This is a genomic window from Methylocystis sp. (assembly GCF_046349115.1).
In the GTDB taxonomy this organism is placed as follows: domain Bacteria; phylum Pseudomonadota; class Alphaproteobacteria; order Rhizobiales; family Beijerinckiaceae; genus Methylocystis.
On the sequence record NZ_JAXMCX010000001.1, the window covers coordinates 1165874 to 1188845 of the forward strand.

At 63.1% G+C, this 22972-nt stretch carries 26 protein-coding genes; 13 read left to right on the top strand and 13 right to left on the bottom strand.

What is annotated here, in order from left to right; all coding sequences use genetic code 11:
- Nucleotides 1-2 precede the first annotated feature (2 nt).
- From arsB to U1E20_RS05610, 3 genes are read right to left on the bottom strand one after another with little or no spacing between them, the layout of a single operon-like run.
- Nucleotides 3-1070, bottom strand: coding sequence for an ACR3 family arsenite efflux transporter (gene arsB, locus U1E20_RS05600; RefSeq protein WP_409979588.1), 1068 nt, complete (start codon nucleotides 1068-1070; stop codon nucleotides 3-5).
- 3 nt (nucleotides 1071-1073) lie between these two features.
- The gene (locus U1E20_RS05605; RefSeq protein ID WP_409979589.1) at nucleotides 1074-1601 is read right to left on the bottom strand and encodes an arsenate reductase ArsC; all 528 of its coding nucleotides are present in this window, start codon (nucleotides 1599-1601) and stop codon (nucleotides 1074-1076) included.
- Complete coding sequence (locus tag U1E20_RS05610) at nucleotides 1598-1936, bottom strand: ArsR/SmtB family transcription factor (protein ID WP_409979590.1); 339 nt, start codon at nucleotides 1934-1936, stop codon at nucleotides 1598-1600. The genes U1E20_RS05605 and U1E20_RS05610 overlap by 4 nt, the downstream gene beginning before the upstream one ends.
- A gap of 130 nt (nucleotides 1937-2066) precedes the next feature.
- On the opposite strand from U1E20_RS05610, the gene tpiA reads away from it, so the two are divergent.
- The 3 genes from tpiA to ndk all read left to right on the top strand — a co-directional run bounded on the left by tpiA (nucleotide 2067) and on the right by ndk (nucleotide 4491).
- Nucleotides 2067-2819, top strand: coding sequence for a triose-phosphate isomerase (gene tpiA, locus U1E20_RS05615; protein WP_409979591.1), 753 nt, complete (start codon nucleotides 2067-2069; stop codon nucleotides 2817-2819).
- Between the two features lie 90 nt (nucleotides 2820-2909).
- The gene (locus tag U1E20_RS05620) at nucleotides 2910-3944 is read left to right on the top strand and encodes a hypothetical protein (RefSeq protein WP_409979592.1); all 1035 of its coding nucleotides are present in this window, start codon (nucleotides 2910-2912) and stop codon (nucleotides 3942-3944) included.
- 124 nt (nucleotides 3945-4068) lie between these two features.
- Complete coding sequence (ndk, locus tag U1E20_RS05625; protein ID WP_409979593.1) at nucleotides 4069-4491, top strand: nucleoside-diphosphate kinase; 423 nt, start codon at nucleotides 4069-4071, stop codon at nucleotides 4489-4491.
- A gap of 53 nt (nucleotides 4492-4544) precedes the next feature.
- On the opposite strand, the gene U1E20_RS05630 is transcribed toward ndk, so the two are convergent.
- Genes U1E20_RS05630 through purM form a run of 3 tightly spaced genes read right to left on the bottom strand, consistent with a single transcriptional unit; the run spans nucleotide 4545 to nucleotide 6981 of the window.
- Complete coding sequence (locus U1E20_RS05630; RefSeq protein ID WP_409979594.1) at nucleotides 4545-5252, bottom strand: glutathione S-transferase family protein; 708 nt, start codon at nucleotides 5250-5252, stop codon at nucleotides 4545-4547.
- Complete coding sequence (purN, locus tag U1E20_RS05635) at nucleotides 5249-5920, bottom strand: phosphoribosylglycinamide formyltransferase (RefSeq protein WP_409979595.1); 672 nt, start codon at nucleotides 5918-5920, stop codon at nucleotides 5249-5251. Before purN ends, U1E20_RS05630 begins: the two co-directional genes overlap by 4 nt.
- The gene (gene purM, locus U1E20_RS05640; RefSeq protein WP_409979596.1) at nucleotides 5917-6981 is read right to left on the bottom strand and encodes a phosphoribosylformylglycinamidine cyclo-ligase; all 1065 of its coding nucleotides are present in this window, start codon (nucleotides 6979-6981) and stop codon (nucleotides 5917-5919) included. The genes purN and purM overlap by 4 nt, the downstream gene beginning before the upstream one ends.
- 147 nt (nucleotides 6982-7128) lie before the next feature.
- Here purM and U1E20_RS05645 point away from each other — a divergent pair, with 147 nt between their 5' ends.
- The 4 genes from U1E20_RS05645 (at nucleotide 7129) to U1E20_RS05660 (ending at nucleotide 11169) form a co-directional block, all read left to right on the top strand.
- Complete coding sequence (locus U1E20_RS05645; RefSeq protein WP_409979597.1) at nucleotides 7129-8208, top strand: hypothetical protein; 1080 nt, start codon at nucleotides 7129-7131, stop codon at nucleotides 8206-8208.
- Between the two features lie 177 nt (nucleotides 8209-8385).
- Nucleotides 8386-9099, top strand: a complete 714-nt coding sequence (locus U1E20_RS05650; protein WP_409979598.1) for a DUF1013 domain-containing protein — start codon at nucleotides 8386-8388, stop codon at nucleotides 9097-9099.
- A gap of 58 nt (nucleotides 9100-9157) precedes the next feature.
- Nucleotides 9158-9472: a hypothetical protein gene (locus U1E20_RS05655; protein ID WP_409979599.1), complete on the top strand. Its 315-nt coding sequence runs from the start codon at nucleotides 9158-9160 to the stop codon at nucleotides 9470-9472.
- A gap of 38 nt (nucleotides 9473-9510) precedes the next feature.
- Nucleotides 9511-11169 carry an acyl-CoA synthetase gene (locus U1E20_RS05660; protein WP_409979600.1) on the top strand — a complete coding sequence of 553 codons (1659 nt, stop codon included), beginning with the start codon at nucleotides 9511-9513 and terminating at the stop codon, nucleotides 11167-11169.
- Between the two features lie 131 nt (nucleotides 11170-11300).
- Here U1E20_RS05660 and U1E20_RS05665 read toward each other — a convergent pair whose 3' ends face one another.
- On the bottom strand, nucleotides 11301-11465 hold the full coding sequence (locus U1E20_RS05665) for a hypothetical protein (protein ID WP_409979601.1): 165 nt from the start codon (nucleotides 11463-11465) through the stop codon (nucleotides 11301-11303).
- A gap of 312 nt (nucleotides 11466-11777) precedes the next feature.
- Between U1E20_RS05665 and U1E20_RS05670 the strand changes: the two genes are divergently transcribed.
- The gene (locus U1E20_RS05670; RefSeq protein ID WP_409979602.1) at nucleotides 11778-13604 is read left to right on the top strand and encodes an ABC transporter transmembrane domain-containing protein; all 1827 of its coding nucleotides are present in this window, start codon (nucleotides 11778-11780) and stop codon (nucleotides 13602-13604) included.
- Nucleotides 13605-13688: 84 nt separating this feature from the next.
- Here the strand turns inward: U1E20_RS05670 and U1E20_RS05675 are convergent, their stop codons facing one another.
- The 4 genes from U1E20_RS05675 to U1E20_RS05690 form a co-directional block, all read right to left on the bottom strand.
- Entirely contained in the window at nucleotides 13689-14390 is a 702-nt protein-coding gene (locus tag U1E20_RS05675) for a YdcF family protein (RefSeq protein ID WP_409979603.1), read from the bottom strand.
- 207 nt (nucleotides 14391-14597) lie between these two features.
- The gene (locus U1E20_RS05680; RefSeq protein ID WP_409979604.1) at nucleotides 14598-15557 is read right to left on the bottom strand and encodes a cell division protein FtsX; all 960 of its coding nucleotides are present in this window, start codon (nucleotides 15555-15557) and stop codon (nucleotides 14598-14600) included.
- A 16-nt stretch (nucleotides 15558-15573) separates the two neighbouring features.
- Nucleotides 15574-16236 (bottom strand): cell division ATP-binding protein FtsE, encoded by a 663-nt coding sequence (gene ftsE, locus U1E20_RS05685; protein ID WP_409979605.1) that lies wholly within the window; start codon nucleotides 16234-16236, stop codon nucleotides 15574-15576.
- A 318-nt stretch (nucleotides 16237-16554) separates the two neighbouring features.
- Nucleotides 16555-17634, bottom strand: a complete 1080-nt coding sequence (locus U1E20_RS05690) for a sensor histidine kinase (protein ID WP_409979606.1) — start codon at nucleotides 17632-17634, stop codon at nucleotides 16555-16557.
- Between the two features lie 160 nt (nucleotides 17635-17794).
- Here U1E20_RS05690 and pyrC point away from each other — a divergent pair, with 160 nt between their 5' ends.
- Entirely contained in the window at nucleotides 17795-19096 is a 1302-nt protein-coding gene (pyrC, locus tag U1E20_RS05695) for a dihydroorotase (protein ID WP_409979607.1), read from the top strand.
- 60 nt (nucleotides 19097-19156) lie between these two features.
- Here the strand turns inward: pyrC and U1E20_RS05700 are convergent, their stop codons facing one another.
- Nucleotides 19157-20281, bottom strand: a complete 1125-nt coding sequence (locus tag U1E20_RS05700) for a DUF3611 family protein (RefSeq protein ID WP_409979608.1) — start codon at nucleotides 20279-20281, stop codon at nucleotides 19157-19159.
- 147 nt (nucleotides 20282-20428) lie between these two features.
- Between U1E20_RS05700 and U1E20_RS05705 the strand changes: the two genes are divergently transcribed.
- The 3 genes from U1E20_RS05705 to U1E20_RS05715 all read left to right on the top strand — a co-directional run bounded on the left by U1E20_RS05705 (nucleotide 20429) and on the right by U1E20_RS05715 (nucleotide 21381).
- Nucleotides 20429-20773, top strand: coding sequence for a hypothetical protein (locus U1E20_RS05705; protein WP_409979609.1), 345 nt, complete (start codon nucleotides 20429-20431; stop codon nucleotides 20771-20773).
- Between the two features lie 132 nt (nucleotides 20774-20905).
- Nucleotides 20906-21106: a hypothetical protein gene (locus tag U1E20_RS05710; RefSeq protein WP_409979610.1), complete on the top strand. Its 201-nt coding sequence runs from the start codon at nucleotides 20906-20908 to the stop codon at nucleotides 21104-21106.
- Nucleotides 21106-21381, top strand: a complete 276-nt coding sequence (locus tag U1E20_RS05715) for a hypothetical protein (RefSeq protein WP_409979611.1) — start codon at nucleotides 21106-21108, stop codon at nucleotides 21379-21381. Before U1E20_RS05710 ends, U1E20_RS05715 begins: the two co-directional genes overlap by 1 nt.
- Nucleotides 21382-21438: 57 nt before the next feature.
- On the opposite strand, the gene U1E20_RS05720 is transcribed toward U1E20_RS05715, so the two are convergent.
- A complete protein-coding gene (locus tag U1E20_RS05720) occupies nucleotides 21439-21645 on the bottom strand; it encodes a hypothetical protein (RefSeq protein ID WP_409979612.1) in 207 nt (68 codons plus the stop codon).
- 138 nt (nucleotides 21646-21783) lie between these two features.
- On the opposite strand from U1E20_RS05720, the gene tuf reads away from it, so the two are divergent.
- A partial coding sequence (tuf, locus tag U1E20_RS05725) for an elongation factor Tu (protein ID WP_409979613.1) occupies nucleotides 21784-22972 on the top strand: 1189 nt, incomplete at its 3' end.

The window sequence follows — 22972 nt, forward strand, 5'->3', positions numbered from 1 at the left end:
CCTCAGGGTATGTCGACGGGCGCGGAGAGTCGATCGGCGGATCGAAGCGCTCCGCGCTCATACCAGCCCTTGCTCCGATTGACGATCCAGACGACGCTCAGCATCACTGGAACTTCGATCAGGACTCCGACGACAGTAGCGAGCGCGGCGCCTGAATCAAAGCCGAACAGGCTGATCGCCGCCGCGACCGCGAGTTCGAAGAAATTGCTCGCCCCGATCAAGGCGGACGGGCCGGCGACGCAATGCGATTCTCCGGTCGCGCGATTGAGCAGATAGGCCAGTCCGGCGTTGAAATAGACCTGGATCAGAATCGGCGCCGCAAGCATGGCGATGATCGCCGGCTGGCGGATGATCTGTTCTCCCTGAAATCCAAAGAGCAGGACGAGCGTCGCCAGCAGCGCCACGAGCGACGCTGGGCCGATCCGCGCGAGCGTTTTCGCGAGTCCCGTTTCACCGCCCGCCGCGAGCAGCCGCTTGCGCATGATCTGGGCGGCGATCACCGGAACGACGATATAGAGGACGACCGAGAGGAACAGCGTGTCCCAGGGCACGACGATCGAGGACAGTCCGAGCAGCAAGCCGACGATCGGCGCGAAAGCGACGATCATGATCGCGTCATTGAGCGCGACCTGGCTCAAGGTGAAATGCGGCTCGCCCTTCGTGAGATTCGACCACACGAAGACCATGGCGGTGCAGGGCGCCGCCGCGAGCAGGATGAGGCCGGCGATATAAGAATCAATCTGGTCCGCCGGCAGATAGGGTCGAAACAGATAGCCGATGAAGAGCCATCCGAGCAGCGCCATCGAGAATGGCTTAACCGCCCAATTGACGACCAGCGTCACGCCGATGCCGCGCCAGTGACGTCCGACTTCGGCGAGCGCGGCGAAGTCGATTTTCATCAGCATCGGGGTGATCATCAGCCAGATCAGCGCGGCGACCGGCAAATTGACCTTGGCGATTTCGATCGCGCCGATCGCGTGAAACGCGCCGGGAATAAAATGGCCGAGGGCGACGCCGGCGACGATGCAGAGCGCGACCCAGAGCGAAAGATAGCGTTCGAAGATGGTCATGGCTTATTCCGCGACAGCGTTTCGTGACGTTGCGCCTTCCATGTCGCCGATGTCGCGCAGTCGCTGGCTGAGCGCGAGCTTGTCGAGACGATGCAGCGGAATGGCGCAGAACTGATCGACCCGGTTGCGCAGATAGCGGAAGGCGGTGGCGAAGGCGCGTTGCTTGTCGATGTCGCTTCCTTCGACCGCCGCCGGATCTTCAATTCCCCAATGCGCGGTCATCGGCTGACCGGGCCACGCGGGGCAGATTTCGCCCGCCGCGTCGTCGCAGACGGTAAAGACGAAATCCATGCGCGGCGCGTCCGATCCGGCGAATTCATCCCAGCTCTTCGAACGATAGCCGCTCATCGGCATGCCCATCGTCTCCAGCGTCTTGAGCGCATAAGGATTGACCTCGCCCTTGGGATGGCTCCCGGCGGAAAAGGCGTTGAACCGGCCGGCGCCGCGCGCGCGGAGCAGCGCTTCGGCCATGATCGATCGCGCGCTGTTGCCGGTACAGAGGAACAGCACGTTGTAAATCCTGTCAGTCATCGGGAAGACTCGCATGTGATAGCGGCGAGGCGGTCGGCGCTCGCGCATGCCGCGCCGCCGCAGCAGTCCTCGGCGAGAAAGCGCGTCAACGCGTTGAGCCGCGAAAGGTCGGCGCGATAGACAATGCTGCGGCCGTTGCGCGCGCTCATCACGAGTCGCGCCTGCGACAGCACGTTGAGATGCGCCGACAGCGTGTTTTGCGGCACGCAGAGCGCGCGGGCGACGTCTCCGGCCGGCAGTCCCTTGGGCTCATGCCGGACGAGCAGCCGAAAGGCCTCGAGCCGCGTCGGCTGAGACAGCGCGGCGAGACAGGCGAGAGCCGCTTCCATTTCCATAATTCCAGATATATCGAAATAAATGACGGCGCAATGACGGCGCTTGCGGACGCTTCCATGCCGCCCAGTCGGCGGATTGTTGCGCGGCCTTTGCTCTGTTACCCGTTTTCGAACGTCAGGAGCGCTTTTCATGACCCGCCGCCCGCTCGTCGCCGGAAACTGGAAAATGAACGGGCTGCGCGCCTCGCTTGCCGAGATCGAGGCCATGGGCGCCGCCTATGACGGCGCGCTGCGCGCCCGCGCCGAACTGATCGTCTGCCCGCCGGCTACGCTCATCGCGCTCGCCCGCGACATGGCGGCGCAGGGCGGATTGGGTCTTGGCGGTCAGGACTGCCACGCCGCGCCCGGCGGCGCCCACACCGGCGACGTTTCCGCCGAAATGCTCAACGACGCCGGGGCGTCTTATGTCATCGTCGGCCATAGCGAACGCCGTTCGGATCACGGCGAGACCAATGCGGATGTGCAGGCCAAGGCGGCGGCCGCCCTGCGCGCCGGGCTCACACCGATCATTTGCGTCGGCGAGACGCGCGCCGAGCGAGAAGCGGGCGAGGCCTTGAGCGTCGTCGGCGCGCAGATCGACGGCTCGCTGCCGGCCGATGCGCCAAGCCATATCGTCGTCGCCTATGAGCCGGTGTGGGCAATCGGCACGGGCCTGACGCCGACGTTGGCGGACGTCGCCGAAATGCACGCCTTCGCGCGCGAACGCATTGAAGCGCGGCTTGGCCGCGGCAAGAGCGCGCAGGTCCGCATTCTCTACGGCGGCTCCGTGAAGCCGTCGAACGCCAGCGAATTAATGCGCGTCTTGAATGTCGACGGCGCGCTCGTTGGCGGCGCGAGTCTCACCGCCAAAGATTTTATGGGCGTCGCTGGCGTTTATCGCTGAGCAGCGCTGGACAATCGCATTAAGGCCGATAGAGTCGCCGTGTTGGAGAAGCGCGGCGCTATCGAAATTGATTGGATGAGGGGACATATCATGGACCCTAACGATTTCGGCGCCATTGGGATGGGCGCCGGCGATAACGACTATTCCGGTTCACGCTTCGGCGAAGTTCGCGATGCGGTTTTCGCCAATCCCTATCAAAAGGTTTGGGGCCGGGAGGGAGAACCGCCGCTTCCCTTCGTAATGCCGACCTTTGTCGACATGATGCGCGAGATATGGAAGGGCAGGCACTTCCTCACCGAGGCCGCCAGGCGATCGGTCCACTCGCGCAGCGATCTGAGGTGGGGGCCTGACCGAAAAGGCTTCAGACGCATCGTCCATCCCTGGGGCGTCGTTCTGACCGGGCTTTGGGACATCACCGAAGACAGCGGCTACACCGGCTATTTCCAGAAGGGCAGCAAGGCGCTGATCGTCGCGCGCTATTCGGACGGCGGCGCGGTGCAGCGCGGCAAGCCGCGCGGGCAGGGCGTCGCCGGCAAGCTCTTCCCGACAACCGATCCTGACCATAAAGAGCCGTTGCGAACGGCGAATTTCTTCGTGATCGACGATATCGTCGGCGCGTCGACGCGCCACATCAATGATGTCGAATTCGTAAACGCGCCGAATGTCACTTTGTCGAACGACTGGCCGACCTCGCCGATCATCATGGTGGCGGGCGTCGTCTTCACCTTGGTCGACAAGAACGCCACCGAGCGTCAGCTCCATGAAATCGCCGAACTCGGCAAGCCTCCAAACCTTCCGACGCGCGCTCCGCGCTTCATGCGCCTGAGGCTGGCGCCGAACCATCCGCGGATTGAAGGAGAGGGACTGGATTCACGCGACGAATTGCTGGCGATGATGTTCGACAAGGGCGATCCGACGCCCAAACGCAAAATTGTATTCACGATCGACGTCACCGACGATGGCGAAGTGACCGGCCGAACGGGATTCAAGAAGGGGATTTTTCGCAATTGGCGGCGGATTGGCGCGATAACTTTCGATAACGCCGTCGCCTCCTATAATGGCGATCACGTGCTGCATTTCCACCATCCCTATTGGCGCACGGACCGCAACGATCCCGGGACCTAGTTCCGGCCGGGGCCGCGAACCAGCGAAGCGGAAATGGCCCAAGCTCTATAGGCTTGCCGCCCCGCGGGACGCCCGATATAAGCGCGACGCCCGACTATTCTCCAACGACGAGGCGATGCGCTCTATGGCGATCGAACGCACTTTTTCCATCATCAAGCCCGACGCGACGAAGCGCAATCTCACCGGCAAGATCAATGCGCTGATCGAAGGCGCGGGACTGCGCGTCATCGCTCAAAAGCGCATCCGCATGACGCGCGAGCAGGCGGAAACTTTTTACGCCGTGCATAAGGAGCGCCCGTTTTTCGGCGAACTGGTCGACTTCATGATTTCCGAACCGGTCGTCGTGCAGGTGCTCGAAGGCGAGAACGCCATCGCCCGCTATCGCGAAGTCATGGGCGCGACCAATCCGGCCAACGCCGCGCCGGGCACGATCCGCAAGGAACATGCGCTGAACGTCGGCGAGAATTCGGTGCATGGCTCCGACGCGCCGGAGACGGCGGCGGTGGAGATCGCCCAGTTCTTCTCCGGCAACGAAATCGTCGGCTGAGCGGCCATTCCCGCGCCTGCTGCGCGGGCGCCGGCTCGGCGCGACTCGGCCGGTCAAGCGGTCGGCGGAAAATACGACGACATGATCCTGTCGCGATAGGCGACAAGATTGGGTTTCGCGAGCGCGGCGTCGCGAATGGCGCTTTCCGCCATTGGGGCCAGCACCGTGGCCACAAAGGCGAAGACGGTCGCGTCGGCGCCGCAGGGCGCATCGCCAAAGAGATAGGGTTTGTCGCCGATCAGCGTCGCCAGCGCTTCGACGTCGCGCATGCCGAGCGCGTCGATTTCCGCCGCGCTGTGCCGGCCCATGCCCTGCGCCCATAGGGAGTTCGCGACCCTGCGGCGAATGAGCCATTTCGCCAGCGGGCGCACGATCGCCGGCGCGCTGTCGAAAAACCGCGCCGGGCCGCGTTCGAAATTGGCGTCGTCCATCCAGCGCATGTGGACGACGATCCAATAGAAATGTTCCTCGCACATTTTTTCGACGCACCAGGCGACGGCCTTTTGCTCGTCCGATAAATGCGCGTCGAAGTCCGCGCCGTGTTTCCGTTCGAGATGGAAACGGATGAAGGTCGAGTCGGCGATGATTTCGCCGTCGTCATCGATATAGGGCTGCTTGCCCTTCGGCGCCTTGGAAAATCCGCCGCGGTCTTCGACATAATCCAGTCCCGACATCTTCAAGAGAAGCATCGCCTTCGTCACGAAAGGCGATGCATCGGGCAGGCCGGCGACAGGACGAAAGCAATAGAGCGTGATGGTCATGAAATACTCCTGAGCGCCGCTGTTACGTCGGGAACGATAAGGCAGGCGTCATCAGGCGCCGGGGCGCCGAGCACCCGATTGCCATCGATCCGCACGGCGCCTGACGCGACCAGCCGCAGCGCCATTGGATAGATGACATGTTCCTGCGCCAGGACGCGTGCCGCGAGCGTGTCCGGCGTGTCGTCATCAAGCACTGGCGCGGCCGCCTGCGCCACGATCGGACCTTCGTCGATTTCGGGCACGACGAAATGCACCGTGGCGCCGTGAATTTTTACGCCGTCGGCGAGCGCCCGCGCATGCGTGTCGAGTCCGCGATAGGCGGGAAGCAGGGCGGGGTGGACGTTAAGCATGCGCCCGCGCCATTGGCCGACGAACCAGGGCGTGAACATGCGCATGAAGCCGGCAAGGCAGATGAACTCGATCCGATAGGTTTCGAGCACGATTTGCAGCGAACGCTCGAATTCCTCGCGCCCCGCGTAAATCTTGTGATCGACCGCGGCCGTCGCCACGCCGGCGGCCTTCGCCTTGGCGAGGCCGGGCGCATCTGGACGGTTCGAGAGCACGAGCGCGATCTCGGCCGGAAAGCTCGGATCTCTCGCCGCCGCGATCAGCGCGTCCATATTTGAGCCGCGCCCGGATATGAGAATAGCTGTGCGCAGCCGCGTCACAACGCCAGGGTTCCGCGCGTCACGACGCGCTCCGCGCCGTCGGCCTCGATGATTTCGCCGATGCGCAGGGGCTTTTCGCCGGCGGCGCGCAACGCGCTCTCCACTTCGCCGGCGCCGGGCGCTGACGCCACGACAACCATGCCGATCCCGCAGTTGAAGGTGCGCAGCATTTCGCCGGGCGCGATTTCGCCCGTCTGCGCCAGCCAGCGAAAAACCGGCCGAGGTTCGAATGCCGAGAGATCGAGCGCGACGCCGAGTCCGTCCGGCAGCACGCGCGGCAGATTGTCGGGAAAGCCGCCGCCAGTAATGTGGGCGAGGGCGGCGATATGCGGCGTCGCCTTCAGGGCGGCGAGAAGCGGCTTCACATAGATGCGCGTCGGCGTCAGCAGCGCCTTGGCGAGATTAAGATCGCGCGCGAAAGGCGCCGTGGCGTTCCACGCCAGTCCGGCCCGCTTCACAATGGCGCGCACGAGCGAAAAGCCATTGGAGTGGACGCCGGAGGAGGGCAGTCCAAAGAGGACGTCGCCCGCGCAAACGTCGCGGGGCAGAAGGCGGTTGCGCTCCGCGGCGCCGACGGCGAAGCCGGCGAGATCATAGTCGCCGCGCGCATAGAGGCCCGGCATTTCCGCGGTCTCGCCGCCTAGTAGTGCGCAGCCGGCCTCGACGCAGCCGGCGGCGATGCCCTTCACCACCGCCGCGGCGGCGATCGGGTCGAGTTTCGCGGTGGCGTAGTAATCGAGAAAGAACAGCGGTTCGGCGCCTTGAACGACGAGGTCGTTGACGCACATCGCGACGAGATCGATCCCGATCGTGTCGTTGAGACCGGATTCGATCGCGATTTTCACCTTGGTCCCGACGCCGTCATTGGCCGCGACGAGCACCGGGTCGGAAAATCCCGCGGCCTTGAGATCGAACACGCCGCCAAAGCCGCCGATCTCGCCATCGGCGCCCGAGCGCCGCGTCGAACGGACGGCGGGACGGATCAGATCGACGAGCCGGTTGCCCGCGTCGATGTCGACGCCGGCTTCGGCGTAGGTAAGGCCCGACGTTCGCTGTTGCATCTCATCCTTCGCGCAGGGGCGCCGGCGGTTAGATGGGCGCAAGCGGCGGGCGCTGTCAAATCCGCCAGGACGGGATACGCTATTGTGCGTTTGCACAAATATTTTTGTGGCGAGCCATGTTGAATGCGGCTTCAAAGGAGTAGCGCCATGAAGTTTCGTTTCACCATTGATGATATCGCCGCCGCGCGCGACGCCGGCGCGATCGACGCCGAGACATTCGAACGCCTGTCGCAATTTCTGGCGGCGGGGCGCGCCGCCGCGGCGGAAACGGCGTCCCAGTCGCCGCGCTATGACGTCGTCAATGTGCTCTGGTACGCCGGCGCGCTGATCGTACTCAGCGCCATGGGCCTCTTCTCGACGACGGCCTTCGGCCTCTGGGGCGACAAGGCGCTGCTCGTCACGGCGATCATCTACGCCGTCCTGTTCACATTCGCCGGCGCCTATCTGTGGAAGAAGCGCGATCTGCGCACGCCGGGCGGTCTGCTGGTCGCCTGCGCGGTCGGCATGGCGCCGCTGGCGATTTTTGCGCTGCAATCCATGTTCGGAGTCAATCCGGCGGGAGAGGCGCGTCCCTATGGCGACTTTTACGTCTGGATCAAATCGAGTTGGCTGCCGATGGAGCTTGGCACGATCGGCGCCGCCTCAATCGCGCTGCTCGCCTTTCCCTTCCCGTTCCTCGTGATGATCATCGCCTTCTCGCTGTGGTTCATGTCGATGGACCTGACGCCCTGGCTGATGGGCGTGCAAGAGTTTTCGTGGGATCAGCGGGCGAGCGTGAGCATGTATTTCGGCCTCGCCGTGCTCGCCGTCGCCTGGCTTGTCGATCTCAAGCGCTGGCGCGGCGGCGATTTCGCCTTCTGGCTGCATCTTTTTGGGCTGATGGCCTTTTGGGGCGGGCTCACGTCGCAGCACAGCGGCGACGAAATGGGCAAGGCGCTGTACTGCGGCATCAATGTCGCGCTGATTTTCCTGTCGGTGTTCCTGATGCGCCGGGCCTATGCGGTCTTTGGCGCCGTGGGGGTCACGATCTATCTCGGCTATCTCGCTGGCAGCGTTTTTCAGGATTCGATCCTCTTTCCCTTCGCGCTATCGGGGATCGGCGTACTGCTGATCGTCTTCGGGCTCATGTTCCATCGCTATGGCGCGGTCGTAAGCGCGGAGATCGGCGAATTGCTGCCGGCGCATTTGCGTGGACTGCGCCCGGCCCATGCGCGCGAACCAGAGTAAAGCTGGGCCGTCAGCCCAGTCCTCGTGCGGCGACGGCGCAGATGGGATTGATTGCGCTTTAGGCGGATGCGGATTATATAGGCGGCATCCCAACTTGGACGGTCGTTCTGTGGGTCGCTAGCGCCGGAGGCGCGGCGCCGGACGCCGCCGCTGTGTCTTGATCGAGGAGTTTCCAAGATGACCAACGCCCCGCTGATGCCGAAGGCCACGGCCGTCTGGCTCGTCGAAAACACGTCGCTGTCGTTCGATCAGATCGCCGACTTCTGTAAATTGCATCCGCTCGAGGTGAAGGGCATCGCCGACGGCGAGGTCGCCGCCGGCATTCGCGGCCATGATCCGATCACTTCGGGCCAGCTCACCCGCGAGGAAATCGAGAAGGGCGAGAAAAACCCCGACCATCGTCTTCATCTCTCGGTCTCGAAAGTGGTCGTGCCGGAGGTCAAGAAGGCGCGCGGTCCGCGCTATACGCCGCTGTCGCGCCGTCAGGATCGTCCGAACGCCATTCTGTGGCTCGTGCGCAATCATCCCGAGCTGAAGGACGCCCAGATCATGCGTCTCGTCGGCACCACCAAGACCACGCTGAAGGCGATCCGCGAGCGCACCCACTGGAATTCCGCGGCGCTGACGCCGATGGACCCGGTGACGCTCGGACTTTGCTCGCAGATCGAACTCGACTTCGAGGTCAACCGCGCGGCGAAGGACAAGCCGCCGGTCGAGGATCATGGTCAGACGCTGGTGCCCGCGAGCGTCACCACCAGTCCGCGCCCCGAACCGGCGACCACCGAGGATGTCTTCGGCAAGGCGACTCCGCCGGCGCCGTCCGAAGAAGAAGACAATTTCGACGCCGATCGCGTGTTCGGTCGGCTAAAGGACGTCGATTTCGGCGAATAGCGCCGCGCGGACGCGTGGGCCAATTGATCAACCTCATTCTCGCGCGTATCCTTCGCTTATGACGTCTTCCGCGCTCGCTTTCGACCGGCTCGCCTATGTCGATCGCCTCCGAAATGGGGGAATCGAAGAAGGGCAGGCGCGCGTCCACGTCGAGGCGCTCGACGCGGCTTTGAGGGATTCCGTCGTAATCAGAAATGAGTTGGATGACCGGGGCCGCGACTTGCGTCGACGAATCGGTGAGGTCGAGACAAGGCTCGAAGCCAAGATCGAAACCTCGGCAGCGAATTTGCGAGTCGAATTTCTTCGCTGGCTCAGCGTGACGCAAATCGCCCTTGCGGGCTTCGTCGTCGCGGCGATTAGATTCGTTCGCTAACCGGCGCGCGGCGCCATATCGGATCATGGACTCGCCGGATGCCCGATTCGCCTTATGATCGCGACCTCGAACGAAATCCCGCCAATTTCCAGCCGCTGACGCCGATCACCTTCCTGCAGCGGGCGGCGGCGGTCTTTCCCGAGCGCATCGCCATCGTTCATGGTCCGCTGCGACGCAATTATCGCGATTTTTACGCGCGCAGCCGGCGGCTCGCGAGCGCACTGGAAAAGTCTGGACTTGGGCGCGGCGACACCATTTCCGTCATGCTCGCCAACACGCCGGCGATGCTCGAATGCCATTACGGCGTTCCGATGATGGGCGGCGTGCTGAATACGCTGAATACCCGGCTCGACGCCGCGATCCTCGCCTTCACGCTCGACCACGCCGAGACCAAGGCGCTGATCGTCGATCGGGAATTTTCAGCCGTCATTCGCGAGGCGCTCGCGCTCGCCAAGACCAAACCGCTGATGATCGACTATGTCGATCCGGAATTTGACGGGCCCGGCGAGCGGCTGGGCTCCGTCGACTACGAGGAATTCCTGCTCTCGGGCGACGCCGATTATCGATGGTCGCCGCCCGGCGACGAATGGGATGCGATTTCGCTCAATTACACATCCGGCACCACGGGCGATCCGAAAGGCGTCGTCTATCATCACCGCGGCGCCTATCTGACCGCGCTCGGCAATGTGCTCACCGGCGACATGGGCCGCCACCCGGTCTATCTGTGGACGCTGCCGATGTTCCACTGTAACGGCTGGTGCTTCCCCTGGTCGATTTCGGTCAACGCCGGCATGCATGTCTGCCTGCGGCAGGTGCGCGCGGGCCATATCTATGAGCTGATGGCCGAACATGGGGTCACGCATCTCTGCGGCGCGCCGATCGTCATGTCGACGCTGCTCAACGCCAAGGAATCTGAGAAGAGGCCGTTGAAGCAAGCCGCGCGCTTCTTCACCGCCGCCGCGCCGCCCCCGCAGGCAGTGCTCGCCGGGATGAAGGCGGCCGGCTTCGAAGTCACGCATCTTTACGGATTGACCGAAACTTACGGTCCCGCCGCCGTCAACGAATGGCAGGACGAGTGGGATTCGCTCGAGGGAGCCGCGCAGGCGCAGATGAAGGCGCGTCAGGGCGTCCGCTATCTCGTTCTCGAAGACCTCGACGTGATCGACCCCGATACGATGCAGCCCGTGCCGCGCGACGGCGAAACGATGGGCGAAGTCATGTTTCGCGGCAATGTGGTCATGAAAGGTTATCTGAAGAACAAGGGCGCCTCGGACAAAGCCTTCCACGGCGGCTGGTTCCATTCAGGCGATTTGGGCGTGCGTCATCCCGACGGCTACATCCAGCTCAAGGATCGCTCGAAGGACATCATCATTTCGGGCGGCGAGAATATCTCGTCGATCGAAGTCGAGGATGCGCTGTTTCGCCATCCCAAGGTGCGCGCCGCGGCGGTTGTCGCCGCCCCCGACGACAAATGGGGAGAAACGCCCTGCGCCTTCGTCGAGCTGAAGGACGGCGAAGAGGCGACGGCGGAGGAATTGATCGCCTGGACGCGTCAGCATTTGGCGCATTTCAAATGCCCGCGCCATGTGGTCTTTTGCGAACTGCCGAAGACCTCGACGGGGAAAATACGCAAATATGTCTTACGGGAACGCGCACGAGAAATTTGGCCCGCGAATCCGACCACGGCGTCTCTGTGATGGCCTCGAAAGCTTGCGCCGACGTTCGAAATGCAGCGTCAAAAACTGAGAAGCCAGCAGTCCTTTGGACTGCCGGCTTCGCGTCGAGGGCGGAAGGCCGAACCTTTCCGCGCCTCGCGATTAATTCAAAATTAGAAGAACAGGCCGAGGCAGCCGCCCGCGAGACCGCCGACGACGGCAGCCGCGATCGTGTTCGCCAGGCCGCCCAGCGCCACAGAGGCGAGACCGCCGAGAATAACCGCGCCAATGCCGGCGAAAACGTAGGTGTTCGTGGTGAGTTCGAGTTCTTTAGCCATTATTCTTCACTCCTCTTTAATTCGTTCCCTGAGTCGCGCCTTGTTCGCTCGGCGCGTTCTCACCTATTGAGGGCGCGTCATTTCGACGCAGGCGGAGGTTAGCACAAGATGGCGATGAGTCAATCGTGGATGCGACAGGATGTCGCGCGTCTAATTGTATGATATAAAATCATATTCAACCGACGACGCGATTTTGGCGGCTTGAGGAGACAATCAAATCTCATCTTCAACACGCTTTTGTGACCGCCCGTCGGTCACGAACCTCCCGCCCAAATTCGTTTTCGTCGAAGACGGACGCTATACCCCCAGCCGATGACCAAAAAGAACTCTGACGTCGATTCCGCCGATCCAGCAGCTCGCAAAACTGATCGCGGTTTCAAGGCCACGCTCGCGCCGCTTCGGCCGCTGCTGCCCTATGCGCTCCGCTACAAGCGAACCATTGGGTTCGCCTTCATCGCGCTGCTCATGGCGGCGGGAGCGACTCTCACGCTGCCGTTCGCGGTGCGCGGCATGATTGATCACGGCTTTTCCGCCGACAGCGCCGGCGCGGTGAACGCCTATTTCGGCGCGATGATCGCTGTCGCCGCGACTCTCGCGATGGCGTCCGGCACCCGCTACTATTTCGTCATGACGCTTGGCGAGCGCGTCGTCGCCGATCTGCGCGCCGATCTCTTCAAACATCTCACGACTCTCGACGCCGCCTTCTACGACACGGCGAAGACCGGCGAGTTACTCTCGCGGCTCACGGCGGATACGACGCAGCTGAAATCCGCCTTCGGCTCGTCGGCGTCGGTCGCCTTGCGCAATCTCTTCATGTTCTTCGGCGCAATCGTGATGATGGTCGCGACCAGTCCCAAGCTTGCGGGGCTGGCGCTTGCGGCGATTCCGATCATCGTCCTGCCGCTCATCGGCTCCGGCCGCGCGGTGCGCGGGCGCTCGCGCCATGCGCAGGACACGCTGGCGCAGGCCTCGGCCTATGCCGGCGAAAACCTCTCGGCCGTGCGGGCGATGCAGGCCAATGGCGCGCAGGACTATACGACGGGGCGGTTCACGCGCGCGGTCGAGACCGCCTATGACGCCGCCCAGGCCGCGACGCTGCTTCGCGCCTTCGTGACCGCCGGCGCGATTCTCGTCGTGTTCACCAGCGTCGTCGGCGTGTTGTGGCTCGGCGCGCAGGATGTGCTCGCGGGTAGGATGACCTCGGGCGTACTGTCGCAATTCGTGCTTTACGCAGTGCTCGGCGCCAGTTCATTGGGCGAACTCTCGCAGACCTGGAGCGAGCTCTCCGCCGCCGCCGGGGCCGCAGGGCGTATCGCCGATATTCTCGCCATCGCGCCGCGGATCGTCGCGCCGCCGCGTCCGGTTCATCCGCCGGCCCGCTGGAAAGGCGGCATCGCCTTCGATCATGTGAGCTTCGCCTATCCGACCGCGCCTGACCGGCCCGCCTTGCACAATTTCTCGCTCGTCGTCCAGCCCGGCGAGCGAGTCGCGCTTGTCGGTCCGTCGGGGGCGGGCAAGTCGACGACCTTTGCGCTGCTCTTACGCTTCTATGATGTCGATTCCGGCGCGATTACCCTCGACGGCGTGGACCTGCGCGACCTCGATCCGGCGGCGCTGCGCAAAGCCATCGCGCTTGCGCCGCAGGATCCGGTGATTTTCGGTCTTACCGTGGCCGAAAATATCGCCTATGGCCGCGAAGAAGCGTCCAGCGAAAAAATCGTCGCCGCGGCCAAACGCGCCCAGGCGCATGATTTCATCATGGCGCTGCCGCTGGGCTACGACACGCTGCTCGGCGAGCGCGGCGTCACGCTCTCGGGCGGCCAGCGCCAACGACTCGCCATCGCGCGCGCGATATTGGCCGACGCGCCGGTGCTGCTGCTCGACGAGGCGACCTCGGCGCTCGACGCCGAGAATGAGGCGCTGGTGCAGGCCGCGCTGCATGACGTGATGCAGGGACGCACGAGCCTCGTAATCGCCCATCGTCTCGCCACCGTGCTCGAAGCCGATCGCATCATCGTCATCGATGACGGCAGGCTGGTGGAGCAGGGGAATCATGCGAGCCTGATCGCCGCCGGCGGTCTTTATGCGCGACTGGCGAAACTGCAGTTCGACACCGACCGCGCCGGCGCCGCCGCCTGAAGAGGGCGATCTTTGGCCGGGCTGGGAGGCGCCGTCTCACGGCCTGTGTCAGCCCTTGTCAAATCGAACGACCGTGATGACCGTTCAGCGCAAATCGCGCGCCGCCGAAGCGACGCTCTGGCGAAGCTGCGGCGCCGGCTCCGAATCTTCAAACTCTCTCAGCACTCTGGTGCGCAACAACGACCCGAGATATTTCACATATTCCTTGCCGATGAAGCGCGCAACGCGGGGATTGCTGACCCAATCCGCGACATCGATATGCTCGCTGACGACCGGAAACGGATAAAGTTCGACATCCGGCAGGGCGGCCGAGATTTCGACCAGGGCGCGCGGCATGTGGTAATTCGAGGTGACGACGATGAGCGTGCGGGTGATATTGTGCTGGCGCGCCCAGTCGCGGGTTTCCTTGGCGTTTCCGGCGGTGTCGAGCGCCTGGTAGCCGAGATCGACGCAGCAATCGAAAAGCTGGCGCGACACCGGCAATATTTTCGCGATGACGGCGCTGCGGGTGGCGCGATTGACGCCGGTGATCAGCATGCGGCGCGCCTGTCCGCTCGCCAGAAGGGTCGCGGCGTCAAGCACCCGGTCCGAGCCGCCGGTCAGCGCGACGATCCCCTCCGCCGGCGCCGGAACCGCGAATTCCTCGCGCGGCAGCGACAGAGCGAATCCGGCAAAGCCAAAAAGAAACGCCGCGCCAATCAGCGCGCCGCCGGCGAAGATCGCGCCAGCGAGCTTGCGGACGACTCTCAACCCTTTGTTTTCTCCTTGGCTTTGGGGAATCGTCACTTTTGTAATCCTTCGCCCATGCCCTTAAACGCGCGAAACGCGATTCTGTCGCGACTATAGTCGGATTTTGGCGCCGATGTTATTGGCGCCGGCCTGGAGCGCGCTGCGAAAAAGTGGGAACCGGCTTTTCGCATAGAACGCGCTTTAAACTTTTGGAATCGATCACGTAATCTGCGTTTAGGCGATTCCGCCTAAACGCAGCGTGATCTAGCCGAGGCGCCACAGATGGCGCAGCACAATATAGCGCGACAGATAGCCGGTCAGAGTCGCGACCGCGCCCACCAGCAGCAGGATCACCAGGAACCCGCTGGGACCGACCGAGAAATCGCCGAACATCGCCTCGATCTGCTCGCCGCCGCCGGTCGCGCGCCATCGCCGCGTCAGAAATTGCGCCAGGACGAAAAAGGCGACCGCGCCGCCGCCGCCGATCAGCGCGCCGCGAAAGCCAAGCGCCATGAAGCGGCGCTGAAATTCCTGGGCGATGAAAGCGTCGGCGGCGCCGACGATATGCAACACCTCGACGATCTCGCGATTGGTCGCGACCGCCGCCCGGGTCGCCGACGCCACCGCGACCGCCATGGCCGCCAGAATAAGAATGAAAACAAGGGCGGCGGTCGCCACCGCGGCGCGGGCCATGTCGCCAAGCCGCTCGATAAATACATGGTGATCATCGAGCACGGCGTTGGGGACGACGCGTTCGAGCTCCATGCGCAGCCTGTCGAAATCCGGGCGATTTTCGGTCTCGAGTTTCAGGACGATCATCCGCGGCGTCGGAAGTTCCGAAAGATCCAGCCCCTCGCCGAGCCAGGGAGTCAGCAGCGCCTCGGATTCGGACTTCGCGTAGACGAGCGCGTCACGGACTCCGGGCGTCTTCCGCATCGCCTCGGCCGCCGCCGTGACGTCGAGCTCAATATCGCGGCCGGGCGTGGGACGCACCTGCACGGTCGCCTCGCGCGCGATGTCGCTGCGCCATTCCACGCTGGCGTCCGCGACCAGAATGGCGACATTGGCGGCGAGCGCGGCAAGAAACGTCATGATCGCAATGACGATGACGAGCGAACGGCCGGGCACGGAATCTGCCGGCACCAGCGCGCTCTGCGCCGGAAATTCATCGGCGTCCACGTCGATGTCTGACGCATCAGGGCGGGTCGGGGACAAGAATTGCATCACGGCCATCGTCCGCTTATTCGAAAATGTGTAACCGGCCGTCGGCGAGCACGAGACGTCGCGCTTCCTCATACTGATCCATCAAGTTCATGTCATGGGTTGCGATGATGACCGCTGTTCCAGCCTTGTGAAGCTCGACGAACAGGCGAAGGATCCGCCGCGCCAGCGTCGGGTCGACATTGCCGGTCGGCTCGTCCGCGAGCAGCAGTTTGGGCTGGGAAATCAGCGCGCGGGCGATCGCGGCGCGCTGCTTTTCGCCGCCCGAAAGGATCGTCGGCAGCGCATGGGCGCGTTCCCCGAGCCCGACCCAGCGCAGGAGTTCGGTCACCTCCGCCCGATAGGTAGATTCTTCGCGGCCGAGCACGCGTAGGGGCAGGGCGACGTTTTCATAGAGCGTCAGATGGTCCAGCAGACGGAAATCCTGGAAGACGACGCCAATCCCGCGGCGCGTATCGGCGACCTCCTCATTGCTGAGCGCCGCCGTGTCCTTGCCGAAAATATTGATCAGTCCGCGGGTCGGCCGCAGGGCCATGATGATCAGGCGCATCAAGGTGGTCTTGCCTGCGCCCGATGGGCCGGTGAGGAACTGAAAAGAACGCGGCGCGATCTGAAAATTAATGTCGCGGAGGGTTTCGGCGCCGACGCCATAGCGCAAGCCGACGTTCTCGAAGTTCAGCACGAAGCCCTCTCTCCCTATGATTACAATGACGCTCGAGACATAGAGCGCGTTGCGAATAAGTTGAATCCGGCTTTTCGCGTGAAGCTCGCTCCAACCCTTTTGGGTTTGATCACATTATCTGCGTACGGGCCTTTACGCCCATAGTCAGCGTGATTTCGCGCGCCGTGGAACAATAGCAGTTCCTTGCCGCCTAGCCACATTCGTCTTGCCGAATGCTTACGCCGCAACCTCTATGTCCGGTTAACGACAGGCGCGAAACACAGGGTTGCGCCGCGGCGACGGGATTTATCCTAATGAACATCGCGCCTCGCTGTTCCGTCAATTGTCCGCCAACGGCAACACGAAGCTGAAGACCACGCCGCCGCCCGGGTTGGGCTCCGCCCAGATTTTCCCCTTATGCGCTTCGATGATCGAACGCGATATGGAGAGCCCGACGCCGAGCCCATGCGGCTTCGTCGTCGTGAACTGGCCGAAGAGCCTCGCTTTGACTTCCTCGGGCAGGCCTGGACCGGTGTCGGCGACGTCGGCCCGAATGAGATTGCCGTCAATCAGGCGGGTCGAAACCCTCATTTCGCGTCGTTCGCAGTTTTGCATCGCTTCGACCGCATTGCGCTTGAGATTGACGACGACCTGCTGAATCTGAACCTTGTTGATCACCACCATATCCGGCAAAGCGGCAAGGTCGACCGTCGTTTTTATGCTATGCTGCCGTGCCAGCGCATCGGTGAATTCGCAGGCGGTTCGGATCACAGCGTTCAGATGTTGCGGGGTTTTCGTCGTCTCGCCGCGCGCGATGAACTGGCGAAGATTGTCCATGATTTCGGAGATGCGGAAGACCTGCGCATCGGCGTTGTCGAGCAACTCCGCTACTTTCTCGACCGAAGGGCTTTTTTCCTTAAGCTGGCGGCGGGCGAAATTGAGATAGGCGCCGATCGCGGTCAAAGGCTGCTTGAGCTCATGTGCCAATCCAGCGGCCATGTTTTCAATCAGGTCGAGCCGGTTCGCCTGAAGCTCGTAAACGCCCTGTTCGAAGCGGCGGCGCTGACTGAGATCGCGGATCAAACTGATAAAAAGACTCTCCCTGTCGCAGACCACCTCGCTGACGCAAAGCTCCATCGGAAAGATCGACCCATCCTTGCGCAGGCCGTCGATGCGCCGACGAAGGCTTGGCGTTCCGGGATGAAGATCATCACGATAGCTGCGATCCGACTCAGGCGTCAGCATCTCGAAGTCTTGGCCAATGACCTCATCCAGCGCATAGCCGAATAACGCCGCTGCTTCGGCGTCCAATGCGCGCACCGTTCCGCGGACGTCGAGCGCGACGATTCCGTCGAAGGCGCCGGCCATCGTCGCGGCGAGATCAAGGCGGCCCTCGACGCTCGCCGGGACCGGCGCCAAAGAGGACTCCCGACCGCTGAGGGAACGCATACACTGCCCCCGGGGCGCGCAGCCAACGCCTTGCTCCCATCTTGCGGTAGCTAGACGCTTTGGAACGAAGGTCAAGCCTTTGCGCGGCGGACGCATTTGCAACCCCCGACAAATAGCCTAAGCAAGCGCCATGTCGCCTCTGCAAGCTCCAGCGCCGCTGCTCCTTTACAACGCCCGGCTGATCGACCCCGCTTCGGGCCGGGATGGGCGAGGCGGACTCGTGGCGCACAACGGCGTCATCGCGGAACTTGGCGAGTCGGTGCGACCGGCCGACGCTCCCGACGGCGCGCGCGTCGTCGACTGCGCCGGCGAAGTCGTCGCGCCCGGCCTCATCGATATGCAGGCCTTCGTCGGCGAGCCGGGCGCCGAACATCGCGAAACCATCGCCAGCGCGACGCTCGCCGCGGCGGCGGGCGGCGTGACGACGCTGCTCTCGACCGCGGCGACGCTGCCGCCGGTCGACGACCCCGCCGTCGTCGATTTCGTCTTGCGTCGAGCGCGCGACACCGGGCGGGTGCGCGTCGCGCCGATGGCGGCGCTCACCAGGGGCCGCGAGGGCAAGGAGATCGCCGAAATCGGCCTGCTCCAGCAAGCCGGCGCCGTCGCCTTCTGCGATGGCGCGCGCGCGGTGAGAAATGCGCTGGTGATGCGCCGGGCGCTCACCTACGCCCGCGATTTCGATGCGCTCGTCGTCCATTTTGCGCAAGACCCGGATCTAGGCGTCGGCGTCATGAATGAGGGCGATTTCGCGCATCGACTTGGCCTGTCCGGCGCGCCGCGCGAAGCGGAGGCGATCATGCTCGACCGCGACCTGCGGCTCGTCGCCCTGACCGGCGCGCGCTACCATTCGGCGATCGTGACGACCACCCTATCGCTTGACGCGTTGCGGCGCGCCAAGGACGAGGGCCTGGCCGTGACCTGCGGGACATCGATCAACCATCTGACGCTGAATGAGAACGACATTGGCGACTATCGCAGCTTTCTCAAGCTTCGGCCGCCGCTGCGCCAAGAGGACGAACGCATGGCGCTGGTTCGCGCGCTCGCCGAGGGCCTCATCGACGTGATCGTCTCCGACCATGATCCGCAGGACGTGGAGACGAAGCGCCTGCCTTTCGCCGAAGCCGAATATGGCGCGATCGGGGTCGAGACGATGCTCGCCGCCGGCCTGCGCCTTGTTCACTCCGGCGACGTCACGCTTCCCCGCCTGCTCGGCGCGATGACCTCTCGCCCGGCGGAGATTTTGGCCTTGCCGCAGGGCAGGCTGCAAAAGGGCGCGCCCGCCGACATCGTGCGCTTCGACCCTGACGCGCCCTTCGTCGTCGATCCTGCGAAGCTTCATTCGCGCTGCAAGAACACGCCTTTCGACGGCGCGCTGCTGCAGGGCGCGGTGAGACTGACCGTCGTCGGAGGCGAAGTCGTTTACGAAGATTAAGACCGGCGACGCCGCTTCGTCAGGCCTCGATTGATTGCCGCATTTTTCGATCAGGGCTGCTCAGCCCAATGCGATCGCGAATCTGTGTCGCGCCTTCAGCGCCTCCATGCTGAGCCAGACCGTGGCTCCAGCACCAATGAAATGAGCAACTAACAAGTTAAAGTTCGCCATTAAGATGAAGACGTCGAGCGCGCGCACGATCTTGTCCGGATCGGTGATCGCGATCCCCGGCGGCTGCGAAACGGTCTTGGCGACGAGGAGAGCGATGCTCAAACCGACGCCGATGAACGACACGACGGCGCCCAGAACGTTAATCAATGAGCCGACTCCAAGAAACCACAAGGCCGTGGGCTGGTCGCCGGCGAGCACGCTGACCGGATCGCTGACCAGACGGCCGGAAGCGACGGTCGAGAAAAAATCAAGGAAGAGCGACGCGAACAACAAAGCGAGGCCGAAATAGCCCCAATGGATCGGATCGCTGACCCAGATGGTCGAGCTGATCGACTGGCCGACCGCGCCAAACGCGAGGAGCGGCGCGGTCAGGAAGGCCAGAACGAAATCCAGCCAGAACCCGATCCAGCCGGCGAGGCGGATGCGACGCGCAAGATCCTGGCCGATCAGAGTCGATTCCGGCGAAAGCGCCGCCGCGCCTCTCGGCTGCGACGTGGCGACCAGCGCCGTGGAGGTCGTCCGCCGCGACGGTTCGGCTAGCATGATGAGGCCGAGATAGGCGATCAACGCCGCCGGGAGGAGAATGGCCGCGAGCTGGTTCGCGGCGCGCGCGGCATTTACGAAGCTCTCATCGGCGAAACCGGGCGATCCGCCCGAAATCCCGATGACGTCAAATGAGACGCCGCTGAAAATCGCTTCGAATCCGCCGCTGGCGATCAGGAGTCCAGCGGCCGCGTAGAGGAACTGCCGCAGCGGATAGGCGACAAGGCGCCGCCATGCGGGTCCGGCGCTAAACGGGTATTTCGCAAAGCCCGCACGCCACAGATATTGCGTGGCGAGCAGGATGCCGACGAGCGCTGAAAAGTTCAGCGACAGATTTGTCAGCGGACCGCCGATCGACGGCTCCCACAGCCGCAGTCCCCAGGCGCCGAGCGCGAGCATGGCGAAGAGCGCGGCGAACGCCCAATCGACCGGATCACCGAAGAAATCATACGCCAATTGATGATGCCGCATTTTGGCGCCCCGCATCGGAACCAATTGGCGCGTCAGGCGGCGATTTCAACATGCGACGCTTTAGCCATGTCCACGCCGCCGGCCCTTGCCCGATGCGCGACGGGCGCTTTATCAATTTGCGATTGTTTCGATAAGGGAGAGACTTTGATGAAAGCGCTTTTCGCCACGACCGCGATTTTCGTCACGTTGTCGCTGTGTTCCAGCGCCTTCGCACAGGTTCCGAGCTTTCCGAAAGACGAGCCCTACGCCAAGGCGCGCAAGCATCTTTTGAAAAAGGGATGGAAGCCTGTTCACGAACCAGAGGACGGGTTTGTCTGCCAGAAGGACGATCCGCGCTGCAACGGACGGCCCGAAACGGTCAATTGCGCCGGAACGGGCCTGGCCAATTGCATCTTCCGCTGGCAACGAAAGGGCGTCGTGATCGATGTGCTCACGGTGGGCGAGACAAAGCCGGTGATCACGCAGGTGACCTGCCGCTCAGGATGCAGCTAAACTCGGCGTCCGCTAGCGCGGTGACCGACGGTCTTGTTAAGGCTTCTCCTCGCCGCGATTCCGGCCGGCTATCATTGCGGAAGTTGCAATATGTGTGTTACGAAGCAGAGGAAGGCGCGGCATTATTTCCAAATGGCAAAAGACCCCAAAAAAACACTCGGCGCCAGCGAGTTCCGCAAAGTTGCGGTTAGTTCGCTCACGAACGCCCCCAAGGTGCTGGGCGTGACTAAGGATGGCGTTCGCATTCTGAAGCCGAAAGGCAAGGCTACTCATTTCTCGACGAAAGAAATCCGAGACGCCATTTCCACGGTTCGCGCCGCTAAGCGAGCTTGATGAACGACAAGGACGTTTTTATCAATTGTCCGTTTTCTCCGGACTATAGCGAGTTTTTCCAGGCTATTGTCTTTGCTGTGGTGAGGTCGGGCTATACGCCGCGGTGCGCCAGAGAAAACGACGATGGCGGCGAGGTACGGATCGAAAAGATTTGCCGGATCATTCGTGAATGTCGATACGGCGCGGCGTCGGGCTTGCCGCGCTTCAATATGCCTCTTGAACTAGGCCTCTTCTTGGGCGCGCGGAATTTCGGGAAAAAGTCTGATTCACAATAGAAAGCCCTCATTTTCGATAGCGAGAAATATCGATATAAACAATTCATCTCTGACATTTCAGGGCAGGACATTCATGCGCATGAGGGCAAGGTCGGGCGGCTCATCGAGGAAATCGCGACTTGGTTTCGCGACGAGGCGGGGGACGCGCGGGTGCCTGGCGGTCGCGCGATAGCGGACGAATTCAAGAAATTCCAAGTGGATTTGCCTGATATTTTGAAGCTCCGAAGGCTGGAGCCGCGGGAACTCACATTCAAGGATTTTCATATGCTCGCCGCCAATTGGATCCTGGCGGAAAGCGGGGCGTCCAGATTATGAGGCGAAGCCCTCTTGCTCTCCGCCACTATTGCCCTTAAATCCCCCGCCGCACGTGGGGAAGGCCCCGCCAAAGCCGGAACAAGAACGATGGCCAAGGAAAAGTTTTCACGCACGAAGCCGCACTGCAACATTGGGACGATCGGACACGTCGATCATGGCAAGACGTCCTTGACGGCGGCGATCACCAAGGTGCTGGCGGAGACGGGCGGCGCGACCTTTACGGCCTATGACCAGATCGACAAGGCGCCGGAAGAGAAGGCGCGCGGCATCACCATTTCGACGGCGCATGTCGAATATGAGACCAAGGACCGCCACTACGCCCATGTCGACTGCCCCGGCCACGCCGACTATGTGAAGAACATGATCACCGGCGCGGCGCAGATGGACGGCGCGATCCTGGTGGTCTCGGCCGCCGACGGCCCGATGCCGCAGACCCGCGAGCACATCCTGCTCGCCCGTCAGGTCGGCGTGCCGGCGCTGGTGGTGTTTCTGAACAAGGTCGACATGGTCGACGATCCCGAGCTTCTCGAACTCGTCGAACTCGAAGTGCGCGAGCTGCTCAGCAAATATGAGTTCCCCGGCGACGACATTCCGATCGTCAAGGGGTCGGCGCTGTGCGCCCTCGAGGGCAAGAATCCCGAGCTCGGCCATGACGCGATTTTGAAGCTGATGGCGGAAGTCGATCGCTATATTCCGCAGCCCGAGCGTCCCAAGGATCAGCCCTTCCTGATGCCGGTCGAGGACGTGTTCTCGATTTCGGGCCGCGGCACGGTGGTGACCGGGCGCATCGAGCGCGGGGTGATCAAGGTCGGCGAGGAAGTCGAGATCGTCGGCATCCGTCCGACCACCAAGACGACGGTCACCGGCGTCGAAATGTTCCGCAAATTGCTCGATCAGGGCGAGGCGGGCGACAATGTCGGCTGCCTGCTGCGCGGCACCAAGCGCGAGGACGTGGAGCGCGGCCAGGTTCTGTGCAAGCCGGGTTCGGTGAAGCCGCATACCAAGTTCAAGGCCGAGGCCTACATCCTCACCAAGGAAGAGGGCGGCCGCCATACGCCGTTCTTCACCAACTACCGCCCGCAATTCTATTTCCGCACGACGGACGTGACCGGAATCGTCACGCTTCCCGACGGGGTGGAGATGGTGATGCCGGGCGACAATGTGACGATGGACGTCGTGCTGATCGTGCCGATCGCCATGGAGGAGAAGCTGCGCTTCGCCATCCGCGAAGGCGGCAGGACGGTCGGCGCCGGCGTCGTCGCCAGCATCATCGAGT

Coding starts and splice junctions, on each gene's coding strand:
- arsB (WP_409979588.1), bottom strand. CDS start 1,070: ATGACCATCTTCGAACGCTATCTTTCGCTCTGGGTCGCGCTCTGCATC.
- U1E20_RS05605 (WP_409979589.1), bottom strand. CDS start 1,601: ATGACTGACAGGATTTACAACGTGCTGTTCCTCTGTACCGGCAACAGC.
- U1E20_RS05610 (WP_409979590.1), bottom strand. CDS start 1,936: ATGGAAATGGAAGCGGCTCTCGCCTGTCTCGCCGCGCTGTCTCAGCCG.
- tpiA (WP_409979591.1), top strand. CDS start 2,067: ATGACCCGCCGCCCGCTCGTCGCCGGAAACTGGAAAATGAACGGGCTG.
- U1E20_RS05620 (WP_409979592.1), top strand. CDS start 2,910: ATGGACCCTAACGATTTCGGCGCCATTGGGATGGGCGCCGGCGATAAC.
- ndk (WP_409979593.1), top strand. CDS start 4,069: ATGGCGATCGAACGCACTTTTTCCATCATCAAGCCCGACGCGACGAAG.
- U1E20_RS05630 (WP_409979594.1), bottom strand. CDS start 5,252: ATGACCATCACGCTCTATTGCTTTCGTCCTGTCGCCGGCCTGCCCGAT.
- purM (WP_409979596.1), bottom strand. CDS start 6,981: ATGCAACAGCGAACGTCGGGCCTTACCTACGCCGAAGCCGGCGTCGAC.
- U1E20_RS05645 (WP_409979597.1), top strand. CDS start 7,129: ATGAAGTTTCGTTTCACCATTGATGATATCGCCGCCGCGCGCGACGCC.
- U1E20_RS05650 (WP_409979598.1), top strand. CDS start 8,386: ATGACCAACGCCCCGCTGATGCCGAAGGCCACGGCCGTCTGGCTCGTC.
- U1E20_RS05655 (WP_409979599.1), top strand. CDS start 9,158: ATGACGTCTTCCGCGCTCGCTTTCGACCGGCTCGCCTATGTCGATCGC.
- U1E20_RS05660 (WP_409979600.1), top strand. CDS start 9,511: ATGCCCGATTCGCCTTATGATCGCGACCTCGAACGAAATCCCGCCAAT.
- U1E20_RS05665 (WP_409979601.1), bottom strand. CDS start 11,465: ATGGCTAAAGAACTCGAACTCACCACGAACACCTACGTTTTCGCCGGC.
- U1E20_RS05670 (WP_409979602.1), top strand. CDS start 11,778: ATGACCAAAAAGAACTCTGACGTCGATTCCGCCGATCCAGCAGCTCGC.
- U1E20_RS05680 (WP_409979604.1), bottom strand. CDS start 15,557: ATGCAATTCTTGTCCCCGACCCGCCCTGATGCGTCAGACATCGACGTG.
- pyrC (WP_409979607.1), top strand. CDS start 17,795: ATGTCGCCTCTGCAAGCTCCAGCGCCGCTGCTCCTTTACAACGCCCGG.
- U1E20_RS05700 (WP_409979608.1), bottom strand. CDS start 20,281: ATGCGGCATCATCAATTGGCGTATGATTTCTTCGGTGATCCGGTCGAT.
- U1E20_RS05705 (WP_409979609.1), top strand. CDS start 20,429: ATGAAAGCGCTTTTCGCCACGACCGCGATTTTCGTCACGTTGTCGCTG.
- U1E20_RS05710 (WP_409979610.1), top strand. CDS start 20,906: ATGGCAAAAGACCCCAAAAAAACACTCGGCGCCAGCGAGTTCCGCAAA.
- U1E20_RS05715 (WP_409979611.1), top strand. CDS start 21,106: ATGAACGACAAGGACGTTTTTATCAATTGTCCGTTTTCTCCGGACTAT.
- U1E20_RS05720 (WP_409979612.1), bottom strand. CDS start 21,645: ATGAAAATCCTTGAATGTGAGTTCCCGCGGCTCCAGCCTTCGGAGCTT.